Source organism: Polaromonas sp. (assembly GCF_036676035.1).
Taxonomy (GTDB): domain Bacteria; phylum Pseudomonadota; class Gammaproteobacteria; order Burkholderiales; family Burkholderiaceae_C; genus Polaromonas.
Map to the genome: position 1 here is coordinate 45,639 of NZ_JAKFDR010000099.1, position 12,935 is coordinate 58,573.

The window sequence follows — 12,935 nt, forward strand, 5'->3', positions numbered from 1 at the left end:
TTCAGGGCCGGCTATGGCAGCAACCGCATACACGCCCTCAAGCCACCTGGCTCAAGGCCATGGGCTCCGTAGCGTCCAACTGAGGCTCCTGCGCTTTTTTCTGGGGCAATGGCGCGCCCACCAGGTGTGAGGTCAGTTCAGCCAGCTTGTGGTCCAGCTCGTTGAGGACGTTTTCCTGATCGCCGATTTCGCTGATGCGCTCATCCAGGCCGGAGGCCGCCTGCTGGATGCGCTCAATCGCTTCCAGCCGGCGTCCAAAATTGCGTCGGCGTTCCCGCAACTGGGCGTCGAGTTGGGAGGCGGCTGATTTGTTCCACAGTTCCACCTCGTTGAGCGCTGACTCGTAAACCACCCGCAGACGGGTAGCCAGCGCACGCGCCAGCCGTTCCGTGAACTCCGGCTGGGCCAGTTTCAGCACATTGGCCACCCCCAGGTATTGCAGGTGACTGCGTTCGATCTGCTCCAGGTCGTTCGCATAGTTGATCAATTCGGGCTCTGTGGGGGCCTGCAGAGAAAAACCGAATTCGGCATTGAGCTGGCGGAAGGAGGCCGTCAGCATGGACTGGATTTCTCCACTGGTCGTTGCGGCTTTCTGCAGCCCCTCGCGCAAACGCGCAAAGGTCTGGCCATAGGCCTTCTTGACACCCAGTTTGATACCCGGCTGTTTCAGCGCATCGGTCAGTTGCGCCAGTTCGGCCTTGAGGGTGGACGTACCCAGCAGGTTGAACATCTCCCGCAGCAACTTGAGGTGTACCGAGCGGACGGCCTGGATTTTGGCGCCGCTCGTATCAAACTCGCCCTGCTCCTGCTCGATCCGGGAGCGCATGTGCCTGATCACCGTGACGTTTTTGCCCCGAAGACCACGCAGCTCAACCATTTGCTCTGCCAGGTCGCGGCGACGGATGTGGATCACGCGGCCGGCCTCGGTCCTCAGCTCGGCAATGCCGCCGGCCACGGCCGAGCGCAAAATTTTCTGGCGCTGCCCCATCACGCCCTGGCCCAGCGCCAATTCCAGCGCCGGCAGGCAGCTGGCCTGCAGCAGTGCATCGTCACGGTTGACTTTGGCAACCAGCCCTTTTTGCGCCGATACCGGAATGACCTGCGACTCCGGCAAACCCAGTATCTCGGCAGAGGTGACCCGCTGCCGGTTGATTTGCGCCTGCACCTGCACGGGAGTGCTCAGGGCATCCCACATCGTGTCGATCTTGTTGAGCACGACCAGCCGGGCCTCGGTGTTGTCGCCTTCGGTGATCAGATGCTCGCGCCAGATGGTCAGGTCGGATTTGGTGACGCCCGTGTCGGCCGCCAGAATGAAGACCACGGCGTGGGCCTGCGGAATCAGGCTCACCGTCAGTTCCGGTTCGGCGCCGATGGCGTTGAGACCCGGGGTATCGAGGATTACCAGGCCCTGCTTGAGCAGCGGGTGCGCAATATTGATCAGGGCATGGCGCCACCTGGGTACTTCGATCATGCCGTCTGCATCGACCCGCGGGTTGTCGTCCGGACTCTCGTCGTGCCAAAAGCCCAGGGCGCGTGCTTCATCCTTGCTCACCCGGCGAATCTCCGCCACCTTCTCCAGCGCCTGCGCCAACTGCTTGGGGTCGTTCACGTCCAGGTCAACGCGGGTCCATTTTTCCGGCACCATGCGCCATTCCATCAGCGCCTGGGTTTGCAGCCGCGTTTCAATGGGCAGCAGCCTCAGGCAGGGCGGCACATCTGCGTCATAGCCCAGCTCCGTGGGGCACATGGTGGTGCGCCCGGCACTGGCCGGCATGATGCGCCGGCCATAGCCGGCAAAAAAGATCGCATTGATCAGCTCGGACTTGCCACGCGAGAACTCGGCCACGAAGGCCACCATGACCTTGTCGGAACGCACCTGCGACTCCAGCTGGCGCAAGCGCTCTTCCACCGCGGCATCGAGCAGGTCATGGTCCTTCATCCACTCGGCGAGCAACTTCAGGCGCAGGGCAAACTGGCGGCGCCAGGCGCCGTGCTGATCAAACTGTTCGTTAAAGGACATGGGTAAGCGTCAAGAGTGGTCTGGCAATATAGCATCGCCCACTCGAAAGAACCATCCGCTGCGCTACGTAGCGCTCACCGTTTCTGGCAGCGGATGCAGTAAAAAGTGGAGCGCTGGCCTTGCCGGATGCTTTTGATCGGGCTTGCACACACTTTGCAGGGCAGGCCGGCGCGGTCGTAAACCATGGCTTCCAGCTGGAAGTAACCCGACTCGCCTTGCGCGTTGGAAAAATCCCGCAAGGTGCTGCCGCCCTTTGTAACTGCCTGTGACAACACCTGCCGAATGGCGCGGTGAAGCAACGCCACCCGGGGTTTGCTCAGGCTGGCAGCCCGGGCCGTGGGACGGATGCCCGCCAGAAACAGGGCCTCGGAAGCGTAAATATTGCCAACACCCACGACGACTTCACCGGCGAGCAAGACCTGCTTGATCGCGGTCTGCCGCTGCTGGAGGGCCTGATGAAACGCGGCCGCGTCAAACCCCTCACCGAGCGGCTCCACCCCCAACCGGCCCAGCAGCTTGCGCGCCACCGGGGCGTTTTCGCCAGCCGCATAGACCACGGCCCCGAAGCGGCGCGGGTCGTTCAGGCGCAAAGTACCCCGGCTGGTCACCATCTCAAAGTGGTCATGCTTGCCGGGCAAGGGCAAGCCAGCGCCAAAGCTCACGCTGCCCGACATGCCCAGATGGATCAGCAGCAGGCCTTCGCTCAGGTCCAGCAGCAGGTACTTGCCGCGCCGCCGCACCTGCAGCACCTGCCGGCCTGCCAACTGCCCGGGCTCGCACCCCAGGGGCCAGCGCAAAGGCTTGCCCATGCTGACCACGGCGATGTGGGCACCGGCAATGCGGTCGGCAAAACTCAGACGCGTCACTTCAACTTCGGGTAGTTCAGGCATGGATTCCCAGCATGGATGACAACATAATTTCCGGCCGCCATCGCGGGCCTGATGCTTCAATTATCATGGGTTGATGATGAAAAAGCTTATCGGTGTTCTCGGTAGCCTGTGGTTGGGCCTTCCACTGGTGCTGGCGCAAACCGGCCTGCCCGACCCTGGCGCAACAAGCGCTCAGACCCCGGACGAGAAGACCATATCCCGCCTGGACGGTGAGCTTTTTTACGAACTGCTGCTCGGCGAGATCAGCGTCCAGGAAGGCGAGCCCGGCGCCGGTTTTTCCCTGATTCTGGACGCCGCCCGCAAAACCGGGGACCCCCAGCTTTACCAGCGCGCGACCGAGATCGCCCTGCAGTCACGCTCGGGTGACGCGGCGCTGCAAGCCGCGCAGGCCTGGAAACAGGCACTGCCCGCTTCCCGCGACGCCAACCGTTACCTGCTTCAGATCCTGATTGCACTGAACCGCATCAGCGACACCGCCGAGCCCCTGAAAACCGAGATCGAACTGGCTCCGGTGGCCGAGCGCTCGCTAGCCCTGGCGGCCATACACCGTGCCTACGCCCGGGCCAGCGACAAGAAGCTGGCCGTGACAGTGGTCGAGCAGGCGCTGGCCGGGTATTTGAGCAGCCCGGACACGGCGACAGCGGCCTGGACGGCCGTGGCCCGTCTGCGGCTGGCGGCAGGCGACAGCGCGGGCGCCCTCGAAGCCGTCCGGCGCGCCCAGGCAGGTGATGCGCACGCCGAAGGCCCGGCCCTGGTAGCCCTGGAGCTGATGCACCCCAAGCTGCCCGAAGCGGAAAGCCTGGTTAAAAAATACATCGAAGGCAATGCCAAAGCCCAACCGGAAATTCGCATGGGCTACGCCCGCAGCCTGCTGGATGCCCAGCGCTACGCCGAGGCAGGCGCGCAACTGCAGGTGGTGACGCGCGAAAAACCCGACTACCCCGAAGGCTGGCTGGTGCTGGGCTCGCTGCAGTTGCAGGACAACCAGCTGGCGCCCGCGCAAACCTCGCTGGAGCGCTATGTCGGGCTGGCCGAGCAGCAACCGGCCCAGGCCGAGCGCAGCCGCGGCCTGGCGCAGGCCTACCTGTCGCTGTCGCAAATTGCAGAAAAGCGCAAGGACTTTGCCGCCGCCGAGCGCTGGTTGGGAAAAATCGAAAATGCCCAGGACCTGGTGCAGGCGCAGACCCGGCGCGCCTCTATCCTGGCCAGCCAGGGCAAGCTGGCCGAAGGCCGCAAGCTGATTCGCCAGCTGCCCGAGCGCAACCCCGGCGATGCCCGCATGAAACTGGTAGCTGAAATCAACCTGCTGCGCGAACTCAAGCTATACCGGCCGGCCTACGACCTGCTGGCCGATGCCAACCGGCGCTACCCCAATGAGTCAGAGCTGCTTTACGACCAGGCCATGATGGCGGAAAAAATCGGTTCGCTGCCGGAAATGGAGCGCCTGCTGCGCCAGGTCATGCAGCTCAAGCCCGACTACCACCACGCCTACAACGCCCTGGGTTACTCCTTGGCCGATCGCGGCGTTCGCCTGCCCGAGGCGCGCCAGCTGATCCAGAAAGCGCTGGAGTTTGCACCGACCGACCCCTTCATCCGCGACAGCCTGGGCTGGGTCGAATTTCGCATGGGCAACAAGGCCGAGGCCGCCAAAATTTTCGAGGCCGCTTACAAGGCCAAACCCGATGCCGAGATTGCAGCGCATTTTGGCGAAGTACTCTGGAGCCTGGGCCAGCGGGACAAGGCCCTGGCGATCTGGAAAGAAGGCCAGTTGCTCAACCCTGACAACGAAACGCTGCAGGAGACCCTCAAGCGCCTTCGTGTGAAGTTTTAAGCCGGGGATTTCATTTGCTCACTGCCTGCCACCTGCGCGCCCTGCTCGTTTTCGGGCTTGCTTTCGCTATTTTTTTAATAGCTGGATGCGCCCATCCAACAAGGGCTACAGACATAAATAGCATCAAGAGTGAGCTCTGGACAGGCCGTCTCAGCCTGCAGGTGCACAGCGAACCCATGCAGTTTTTCTCCGCCGGCTTCGAGCTCAAAGGCAATGCCGGCGCCGGCGAGTTGACGCTCAGCAGCCCGCTGGGCAACACCCTGGCCGTGCTGCACTGGTCTGCCGGCGAGGCCGTTTTGAATTCGGGCCACCAGGTCCAGCGCTTTGCCTCGGTCAATGAACTGATGGAAAAAGCCACCGGCACGGCCGTGCCGGTGGCCGCCCTGTTTGACTGGCTGGGAGGCCGCAACACCGCGCTCGATGGCTGGACCGCCGATCTGTCCCAGCAGGCCACGGGGCGCATTTCAGCCCGCCGAACCGAGCCGCAGCCTCAGGCGGATCTTCGCGTGGTGCTGGACCAGTAAGCGGCTGGCCGATTTCCCGACTTTCCTGATCTTTCCTGACCCTTGGACACCTTTGGACTGATGCCCTTGTGAAACACCACGCCCCCGCAACGACCCCGCCACTGAAGGCCCTATACGACGTGCTGGCACCGGCCAAGCTCAACCTGTTTTTGCACATCACCGGCAGGCGGCCCGACGGCTACCACCTGCTGCAGTCAGTGTTCATGCTGATCGACTGGTGCGACACGCTGCACTTTGAACTGCGCCGCGACGGACAGATCAGCCGCAGCGATCTGGGCGCCGCCGGCACCGAGGCCCTGCCTGCCGAAGACCTCGCCGTGCGCGCCGCCAGGGCGCTGCAAGCGGCTTGCGGCACCACGCTGGGCGTGCATATCGGGCTGGAAAAACGCATTCCGTCGCAGGCCGGCATGGGCGGCGGCTCGTCCGATGCCGCCAGTTGCCTGCTCGCCCTGCAACGCCTTTGGGGGGTGCACCTGCCGGCTGAGAAGCTGCAGGCGATCGCCCTGTCACTGGGCGCCGACGTGCCGTTTTTCCTGTGCGGCAGCCATGCCTGGGTCGAAGGCATTGGTGAACAGATCACACCCATCGCGCTGCCCGCAGCCCGGTTTTTGGTCGTCAAACCGGCGCTCGGACTGTCGACCCCGGCGATTTTCAGTTCGCCGGCGCTCAAACGCGATACAGAAACTGCTACAATCCAAGGCTTTGCTGCAAACAGCGATCAAATTTACAAATTTGGCCGCAACGACTTGCAGCCAGTGGCCCAAAGCCTGTGTCCGCAGCTTGGTCAATCGCTCGATTGGCTCTCCGCGCAACACCTGCAAGGGCGCATGACTGGCTCGGGAAGTGCTGTATTTGCGCAAACGCTGCATGACACTGATTTGTCAGATTTGCCGGGAGCTCCCGGCGACTGGAAAATCCGCAAGTGCAGCAATTTGGAGGCGCATCCTCTGGCGGGTTGGTAAAATAGCCGCCGCTGATGAGTTTCCAAGCGACGATTAATAGGTGGCCTGTTGGCCCTCTGGAATTGGCTGAATTTTCAGCCGGCTTCAGATTCAACAGGCAACCTGTGTAGGGGTGTCGCCAAGCTGGTTAAGGCACCGGATTTTGATTCCGGCATGCGCAGGTTCGAATCCTTCCACCCCTGCCAAATTTTTTTGGCCCATGCCTTGAAAGCATGCGCTCTGGTCTGCAGAGACTGTAGAGTTTCTTCGGTTGATGGCCTCGTGCTTGCCGGTTCAGCCACGGCATGATGACCTGACGAAAGCTGCACGGGTATTGAGCGCCCGTGCTTTTAGTGCGTTTTTTGCCTTCATACATCGTTCAACCCCTAGCTACCCACTGGGCCTCACATGCAGACGCACCATCCCGATTTCATGGTTTTCACCGGTAACGCCAACCCCAGCATGGCCGCCGAAATCGCCGAGCACCTGGGCATTTCACTGGGCGCTGCCCAGGTCGGCCGCTTCTCGGATGGCGAGGTGACTGTCGAAATCCAGCAAAACGTGCGCGCCCGCGACGTGTTTGTGGTGCAGTCCACCTGCGCGCCGACCAACGAAAACCTGATGGAACTGCTGATCATGGTCGATGCGCTCAAGCGTGCCTCGGCCGAGCGTATTTCAGCCGTCATCCCCTATTTTGGCTATGCCCGGCAAGACCGCCGCCCGCGTTCGGCCCGTGTGCCGATCAGCGCCAAGGTGGTGGCCAACATGCTGCAGGCCGTGGGCGTGTCGCGCGTCCTGACCATGGATCTGCATGCGGACCAGATCCAGGGCTTTTTCGACATTCCGGTGGACAACATTTACGCGTCCCCGGTGCTGCTGGGCGACCTGCGCCAGAAGAACTACAAGGACCTGATCGTGGTCTCGCCCGACGTGGGCGGCGTGGTGCGCGCCCGTGCGCTGGCCAAGCAGCTGGGCTGCGACATGGCCATCATCGACAAGCGCCGGCCCAAGGCCAATGTGTCTGAAGTGATGCACGTGATTGGCGACATTGAGGGCCGCAACTGCGTGATCATGGACGACATGATCGACACCGCCGGCACGCTGGTCAAGGCCGCTGAAGTGCTCAAGGAGCGCGGCGCCCAGAAGGTTTACGCCTACTGCACGCACCCGATTTTTTCGGGCCCGGCCATTGACCGCATCGCCCAGGGCGCCGCGCTGGACGAAGTGGTGATCACCAACACCATTCCGCTGAGCCAGAACGCCCAAGCCTGCAAAAAGATTCGCCAGCTCTCCGTGGCCCCGCTGATCGCCGAAACGATACAGCGCATTGCCAAGGGGGAGTCGGTCATGAGTTTGTTCTCGGACCAGGACAATTTGTTCTGAGCTGAGGCAAAAAAGCCGGCTGCCCGTCTGGGCAGCCTTTTGATGTCGGGGTGTACTGGTCGCGGTCCACCTCTTTTGGAGAATATTATGAAATTCGTCGCTTTTGAGCGCGCCAAGCAGGGCACGGGTGCGAGCCGCCGTCTCCGCATTACGGGCCGTACGCCCGGTATCGTTTACGGTGGCACCGGTGAGCCCTCGCTGATCGAACTCGATCACAACGCACTGTGGCACGCCATTAAAAAAGAAGCCTTCCACGCCTCCATTCTCGAAATGGAACTGGGCGGCAAAACCCAGAAAGTGCTGCTGCGCGATCTGCAAATGCACCCGTTCAAGCAACAGGTTCTGCACATCGACTTCCAGCGCGTTGACGCCAAGACTCGTCTGACCATGAAGGTGCCTGTGCACTACAGCGGCGAAGAAAACTCCCCCGCGGTCAAGACCGACCTGTGCCTGGTCAACCACGTGCTGACCGATCTGAGCATCACCTGCCTGCCCGCCGACCTGCCCGAGTTCATCTCCGTCGACCTCAGCGGCCTGACCAAGGGCAGCTCACTGCACGTCAAGGACATCACACTGCCCAAAGGCGTGAAATTCGCGGCCAAGGGCACCCAGGACAACCCGGTGCTGGCTTCCGTCACGGCCACCGCAGAAGAAGCCGAAGCTGCCCCCGCAGCCGCTGCCGCACCTGCCGAGGCGAAAGATGCCAAGGCCGGCGCCAAGCCTGCCGCCAAGGCACCCGCCAAGAAGTAAGCTTCACGGCACGGCATTCGCCTGAAGATCAGCCTGAAAAGGCCGGCGGCCCATGTTCTCGCAAGAGGATGTGGGCCGTTTTTCATGGTGGCCGCGAATCACGCGATACCGCGATAATCAGGCAGGCCCTTCGGGCGCTGCACGCCCCTCACACGACATGATCAAACTCTTTGTTGGCCTGGGTAACCCGGGCCCTGAATACGAGGCCACGCGCCACAACGCCGGCTTCTGGTGGACCGATGCGCTCGCACGCGAACTCAAGGTCCAGCCCGCCCTGGACAAGAACTTCCATGGCCGGGTCGCACGCACCAGCGTCAACGGCCAAACCGTCTGGCTGCTCGAGCCCATGACCTTCATGAATGTGTCGGGCAAGTCGGTCGCGGCCCTGGCCCGGTTCTTCAAGATCAAGCCCGAAGAAATCCTGGTGGCCCACGACGAACTCGACATCGTGCCCGGACATGTCAAGCTCAAGTTCGGCGGCAGCCATGCGGGCCACAATGGCCTGCGCGACATTCATGCCCAGCTCGGTACCGACGATTACTGGCGCCTGCGCATCGGAGTGGGCCACCCGGGCGTGAAAGCCGAAGTCATCAACTGGGTGCTGAAAAAACCGTCGCAGGAGCACCGCGTGGCGATTGAAGATTGCATCACCCGCGCCATCAAGGCAGTACCGGCATTGCTGGCCGGCGAGATGGAAAAAGCCACCATGCTGATTCATACCAGCGCTCCGCCGCGCCCCAAACCGCCGCGCAAGCCCGACGCCGAATAATTGCTATAATTTTTATAGCATCTTGCGCCCGTTGTTATTGGGCTAGAGGCCATTTATAGTCTGAGTGTCTTTGCCGCGCGAGCAAGCCGGGTCTCGCCCCGGCGGGCGACTTACTTTGCTTTTGCTTCGCCAAAAGAAAGTAAGCAAAGAAAAGGCGACCCGCAGTCTGGGGAGTTTTTGGGGTCAGAGCCCAAATTCGCCGAGCCTATGGCTCGCCCGGAGGGTGCGGTGCGACGCACCGCAGCGAAATTGGTGTCTGACCCCAATAACTCAACCTGCGCTGCTCGACTCCGGCGGGGGTCCGCAGAACTCGCCTTCGGCTCAAACAACTGCGGCCCTGATCCCGCCTCCATCTGCGCTGCTCGGCCCAGCCAGGACGGGGTGGAGCGGATGCAAATACCAAGACAAAGAAAACAAAGACCAACAAGGACACGCCATGGCGTGTCCTTGTGGTTTTCGGTATTGGCTGTTTGTACTTCTCCCCACCCCCCTTCTGTATGCGCTGAGGAGCGGAGCTTCAGGCGGATCAAGGGCCGCGCATGTTTGAGCGCAGCGAGTTTGCGCGGACCCCGCCTGAAGCGAGCACCGCAGGGTGAGTTATTGGGGTCAGACACCAATTTCGCTGCGGTGCAAGGCACCGCACCCTCCGGGCGAGCCATAGGCTCGGCGAATTTGGGCTCTGACCCCAAAAACTCCGCAGACAGTAGGGTCGCCTTTCTTTTCGTTAGGTTTCTTTGGCGAGACAAAGAAAAGTAACTCGCCCGCCGGGGCGAGACCCGGCCTGGTGGTAAAGGGCGTTGCGGTGAACTCATACGCGGCTTCGACAAGCTCAGCCCGATCCTTCGATACCTCAGCCCGAACGGGTGCGCAAGATCAGTTCGCTATAAATTCAATAGCTACTCGCGCCCGTATCCAAAGGGCTGGGACCCTAAAAGACTTATAAAAGGCGCGGTTCCACCGCTGCAGCCGGCGGCTGCGCCGCCTGCAGGCGCTGGTATTTCTGCCAGAGCGTTTCCCGGCTCTCGATGTGCTGCGGATTGAGGGGGATGCAGGCCACGGGGCAGACCTGCACACACTGGGGCTCGTCAAAATGCCCCACGCACTCGGTGCATTTGTGCGGGTCGATCTCGTAGATTTCCTGGCCCAGGTAAATCGCCTGGTTGGGGCACTCGGGCTCGCACACGTCGCAGTTGATGCATTCGTCGGTAATCATCAGCGCCATGGTCAGCCCCCCTTCGCTGCGTCGGGCCCATGCACCGCCTTGAGCGCCGCCGCCACGGCCGGGCTGACCATCTGGCCGACCTCGCCGCCGAGCTTGCTGATTTCGCGCACCAGCGTACTGCTGATGCACGCCAGCTGCGCATCGGGCAGCAGAAACACCGTTTCCACCCTGGGAAGCAGTTTGCGGTTCATGGTGGCCATTTGCGCTTCGTAGTCAAAGTCCGTCAGGTTGCGGATGCCGCGCACCACGGCACTGGCCTGCTGGGCCGCACAAAAATCCACGATCAGCCCGTCAAACGACAGCACCTTCACGTTCGCCATGCTTTTGGTAGCGGCCTGCACCTGCTGGACGCGCTCTGTCAGGCTGAACAGTGTTTTTTTATGGTGCGCCGCGGCGACCGCAATGAGGATCTGGTCAAACAGGCCCGCCGCGCGGCGCACCACGTCCTCGTGGCCCAGCGTGAACGGATCAAAGGTGCCTGAATAAACGGCGATGCGCGGCGTGGTTGACATGGGGGAATTATGCCCCGTAGCCGCCCTCGCCGGGGTGCCCCTGCCCGTTGCAGGGCCAGGGCCATGGCGGCCGGGCGCAGCGCTCAGCCCGGCAAACTGCCAGCCTTGCCCAGCAGATGGAAATGCACCATGCCCGCCTTGCCGCTACGGACCAGCTGCAGCCCGCATGCTGCCAGCGCCTCAGGGCTCCACGCCTGGGGCGCTTCGAGGTAGACAAAGCCCTGGTCGGCCACGGCCTGCGAGGCAGCCTTCAGGGCCGGCTCAAACAGCGCCGACTCAAACGGCGGATCCAGCAGCACCAGCTGCATGCTGCCGGGGGCCAGCCGCCTGAGCGCGGCCACGCCGTCGCCCCGCTCTACCTTCACCATGCCGGCCTGCAGCTTCGTCTGCAGGCTCTTGAGTTGCACGACCAGGCCCGCGTCCTGCTCGCACAGCAGCACTTCGGCCGCCCCGCGCGAGGCGGCTTCAAAGCCCAGCGCCCCGGTGCCGGCGAAGGCATCCACGCAGCGCCAGCCGGTCAGGTCCTGGCCCAGCCAGTTGAACAGGGTTTCGCGCACGCGATCCGGCGTGGGCCGCAGGCCGGGCTTGTCGGGCACCGGCAGCTTGGTGCGCTTGTACTGGCCGCCGATGATGCGGATTTCGCCCCGGGGCTTGCCCCTGGACTGGATTGGGGGGCCGGCTTTGGCGGGCACCCGGCTGGCGGGCCTGACAGGTTTGACGGCGCTGACTTTCATGGCGTGGCTCCCAGAATCACCGTGACCATTTTTTCAGGCTGCAGCTTGGCACGAAACGCCGCCTTGATGTCGGCCACCGTGACCTTCTCCACCTGCTGCGTCCAGCTGTCCAGGTAGTCCAGCGGCAGCTTGTTCCACGCGATATTGGCCACGTTGTCGAGCAGCTTGCGGTTGCTGTCAATGCGCAGGGCGAAACCGCCGATCAGGTTGTCCTTGGCGGCCTGGAGTTCGGCATCGGTCGGACCGCCGGCCACAAAGGTTTGAATCACCTGGCGCACCACCTCCACCGCCTGCCTGGCCTGGTCCGGCCGGGTTTGCAGGCCCACCGTGAAGGCCCCGGCATGCAGGCCGGGTGAAAAATAGCTGTAGACGCTGTAGCTCAAGCCGCGCTTTTCCCGCACCTCGCTGGACAGGCGCGACACAAAACCGCCGCCGCCCAGGATGTAGTTGCCGACCGTGAGCGCAAAAAAATCGGGGTCGGTCCGCTTGTAACCGGGCTGGCCCATCAGCACATGGGCCTGCGCCGACTCGAACGGAATATTGCGCAGATCGGCCGCGGCCAGCGGGGCCACCTCGGCCACCGGCGGCAGCGGCGCGCAGCGTGCCGGGACGGTCAGCCGCAGACGCGAGAGCAAGGTGTTCACCAGCGTCTGCGCCTGCGCGCGCGTCACGTCGCCCACGATGCTGATCTTGGCGCGGCAAGGCTCGACCAGGCTGCGGTGCAGCGCCTTCATGTCATTCACGCTGATGCGCGCGAGCGTGGCTTCGGTCACCTCGAAGCCATAGGGATGGCTGCCGTAGACGGCCGCCGCATAGGCGCGGCCCGCCAGCGTGGACGGGCGCGTGTTGGCCTGCCTGATGGAAGCTGCCATGCGCTCGCGGTCGCGCAGCCACATGGCTTCGGGGAAGGCCGGCTCACCGAGCTGGCGCGCCGCCAGCTGCGCCGCCTTGGCCAGCAGCCCAGGCTCGCTCAGCGAGCGCAGGCCGAAGCTCATGCGGTCGCTGCCCGCGCTGCCGCCGAAGGAGGCGCCCAGATCAGCCCAAGCCTCGCCGAGGGCGTTTTCGTCCAAGCCCGGCTCGGCGCCTCTGGCGGCAACGCCGCTGGACGCCTGGGCCGCCGTCACGCTGGCCAGGCCCGCCTTGTCGGCCGGGTCGCGGCGACCTCCGGCATCGAAATCAATCTGCACATCGACCATCGGGATGGCGTGGCTTTCGACCAGGTAGACCTGTGCGCCGTTGGACGCCTTCCATTGCTGGATGGGAATGGCGGCCCTCGCGGACTCTTGATAAAAAAGGCCTGTAGCCAGCGCCAATATTGCGCAGGCAGCTATTTTTTTGGTAGCAATTTTCACGTCAGTT

12 protein-coding genes and 1 tRNA gene are annotated in these 12,935 nt (G+C 63.0%); 7 read left to right on the forward strand and 6 right to left on the reverse strand.

Annotated features, from left to right (window positions below):
• Positions 1 to 37: 37 nt before the first annotated feature.
• Both V6M61_RS15015 and mutM read right to left on the reverse strand, forming a co-directional pair.
• Positions 38 to 2,020 carry a dynamin family protein gene (locus tag V6M61_RS15015; RefSeq protein WP_332777385.1) on the reverse strand — a complete coding sequence of 661 codons (1,983 nt, stop codon included), beginning with the start codon at positions 2,018 to 2,020 and terminating at the stop codon, positions 38 to 40.
• A gap of 74 nt (positions 2,021 to 2,094) precedes the next feature.
• The gene (gene mutM, locus V6M61_RS15020) at positions 2,095 to 2,910 is read right to left on the reverse strand and encodes a bifunctional DNA-formamidopyrimidine glycosylase/DNA-(apurinic or apyrimidinic site) lyase (RefSeq protein ID WP_332777386.1); all 816 of its coding nucleotides are present in this window, start codon (positions 2,908 to 2,910) and stop codon (positions 2,095 to 2,097) included.
• Between the two features lie 76 nt (positions 2,911 to 2,986).
• Here mutM and V6M61_RS15025 point away from each other — a divergent pair, with 76 nt between their 5' ends.
• From V6M61_RS15025 to pth, 7 genes are all read left to right on the forward strand, one after another.
• A complete protein-coding gene (locus V6M61_RS15025) occupies positions 2,987 to 4,741 on the forward strand; it encodes a tetratricopeptide repeat protein (protein ID WP_442957788.1) in 1,755 nt (584 codons plus the stop codon).
• Between the two features lie 14 nt (positions 4,742 to 4,755).
• Positions 4,756 to 5,265 carry a lipoprotein insertase outer membrane protein LolB gene (locus V6M61_RS15030; protein ID WP_332777388.1) on the forward strand — a complete coding sequence of 170 codons (510 nt, stop codon included), beginning with the start codon at positions 4,756 to 4,758 and terminating at the stop codon, positions 5,263 to 5,265.
• Positions 5,266 to 5,366: 101 nt separating this feature from the next.
• A complete protein-coding gene (locus V6M61_RS15035) occupies positions 5,367 to 6,227 on the forward strand; it encodes a 4-(cytidine 5'-diphospho)-2-C-methyl-D-erythritol kinase (RefSeq protein WP_332777450.1) in 861 nt (286 codons plus the stop codon).
• Positions 6,228 to 6,335: 108 nt separating this feature from the next.
• Positions 6,336 to 6,412: transfer RNA gene (locus V6M61_RS15040), tRNA-Gln, on the forward strand.
• Between the two features lie 202 nt (positions 6,413 to 6,614).
• The gene (locus V6M61_RS15045; RefSeq protein WP_332777389.1) at positions 6,615 to 7,589 is read left to right on the forward strand and encodes a ribose-phosphate pyrophosphokinase; all 975 of its coding nucleotides are present in this window, start codon (positions 6,615 to 6,617) and stop codon (positions 7,587 to 7,589) included.
• Positions 7,590 to 7,676: 87 nt separating this feature from the next.
• Entirely contained in the window at positions 7,677 to 8,339 is a 663-nt protein-coding gene (locus V6M61_RS15050; protein WP_332777390.1) for a 50S ribosomal protein L25/general stress protein Ctc, read from the forward strand.
• A 157-nt stretch (positions 8,340 to 8,496) separates the two neighbouring features.
• On the forward strand, positions 8,497 to 9,108 hold the full coding sequence (pth, locus tag V6M61_RS15055; protein WP_332777391.1) for an aminoacyl-tRNA hydrolase: 612 nt from the start codon (positions 8,497 to 8,499) through the stop codon (positions 9,106 to 9,108).
• A gap of 937 nt (positions 9,109 to 10,045) precedes the next feature.
• On the opposite strand, the gene V6M61_RS15060 is transcribed toward pth, so the two are convergent.
• From V6M61_RS15060 to V6M61_RS15075, 4 genes are all read right to left on the reverse strand, one after another.
• Positions 10,046 to 10,330, reverse strand: a complete 285-nt coding sequence (locus tag V6M61_RS15060) for a YfhL family 4Fe-4S dicluster ferredoxin (RefSeq protein ID WP_332777392.1) — start codon at positions 10,328 to 10,330, stop codon at positions 10,046 to 10,048.
• A 2-nt stretch (positions 10,331 to 10,332) separates the two neighbouring features.
• Positions 10,333 to 10,842 carry a pantetheine-phosphate adenylyltransferase gene (gene coaD / locus V6M61_RS15065; RefSeq protein ID WP_332777393.1) on the reverse strand — a complete coding sequence of 170 codons (510 nt, stop codon included), beginning with the start codon at positions 10,840 to 10,842 and terminating at the stop codon, positions 10,333 to 10,335.
• A gap of 83 nt (positions 10,843 to 10,925) precedes the next feature.
• Positions 10,926 to 11,576, reverse strand: coding sequence for a 16S rRNA (guanine(966)-N(2))-methyltransferase RsmD (gene rsmD / locus V6M61_RS15070; RefSeq protein WP_332777394.1), 651 nt, complete (start codon positions 11,574 to 11,576; stop codon positions 10,926 to 10,928).
• Positions 11,573 to 12,928, reverse strand: a complete 1,356-nt coding sequence (locus V6M61_RS15075; protein WP_332777395.1) for a M16 family metallopeptidase — start codon at positions 12,926 to 12,928, stop codon at positions 11,573 to 11,575. Before V6M61_RS15075 ends, rsmD begins: the two co-directional genes overlap by 4 nt.
• Between the last annotated feature and the right edge of the window lie 7 nt (positions 12,929 to 12,935).

What these genes read in the sequence shown, in the direction of transcription:
- V6M61_RS15045 (WP_332777389.1), top strand. Translation starts at nt 6,615, where the DNA reads ATGCAGACGCACCATCCCGATTTCATGGTTTTCACCGGTAACGCCAAC.
- coaD (WP_332777393.1), bottom strand. Translation starts at nt 10,842, where the DNA reads ATGTCAACCACGCCGCGCATCGCCGTTTATTCAGGCACCTTTGATCCG.
- V6M61_RS15050 (WP_332777390.1), top strand. Translation starts at nt 7,677, where the DNA reads ATGAAATTCGTCGCTTTTGAGCGCGCCAAGCAGGGCACGGGTGCGAGC.
- V6M61_RS15025 (WP_442957788.1), top strand. Translation starts at nt 2,987, where the DNA reads ATGAAAAAGCTTATCGGTGTTCTCGGTAGCCTGTGGTTGGGCCTTCCA.
- V6M61_RS15015 (WP_332777385.1), bottom strand. Translation starts at nt 2,020, where the DNA reads ATGTCCTTTAACGAACAGTTTGATCAGCACGGCGCCTGGCGCCGCCAG.
- rsmD (WP_332777394.1), bottom strand. Translation starts at nt 11,576, where the DNA reads ATGAAAGTCAGCGCCGTCAAACCTGTCAGGCCCGCCAGCCGGGTGCCC.
- V6M61_RS15060 (WP_332777392.1), bottom strand. Translation starts at nt 10,330, where the DNA reads ATGGCGCTGATGATTACCGACGAATGCATCAACTGCGACGTGTGCGAG.
- mutM (WP_332777386.1), bottom strand. Translation starts at nt 2,910, where the DNA reads ATGCCTGAACTACCCGAAGTTGAAGTGACGCGTCTGAGTTTTGCCGAC.
- pth (WP_332777391.1), top strand. Translation starts at nt 8,497, where the DNA reads ATGATCAAACTCTTTGTTGGCCTGGGTAACCCGGGCCCTGAATACGAG.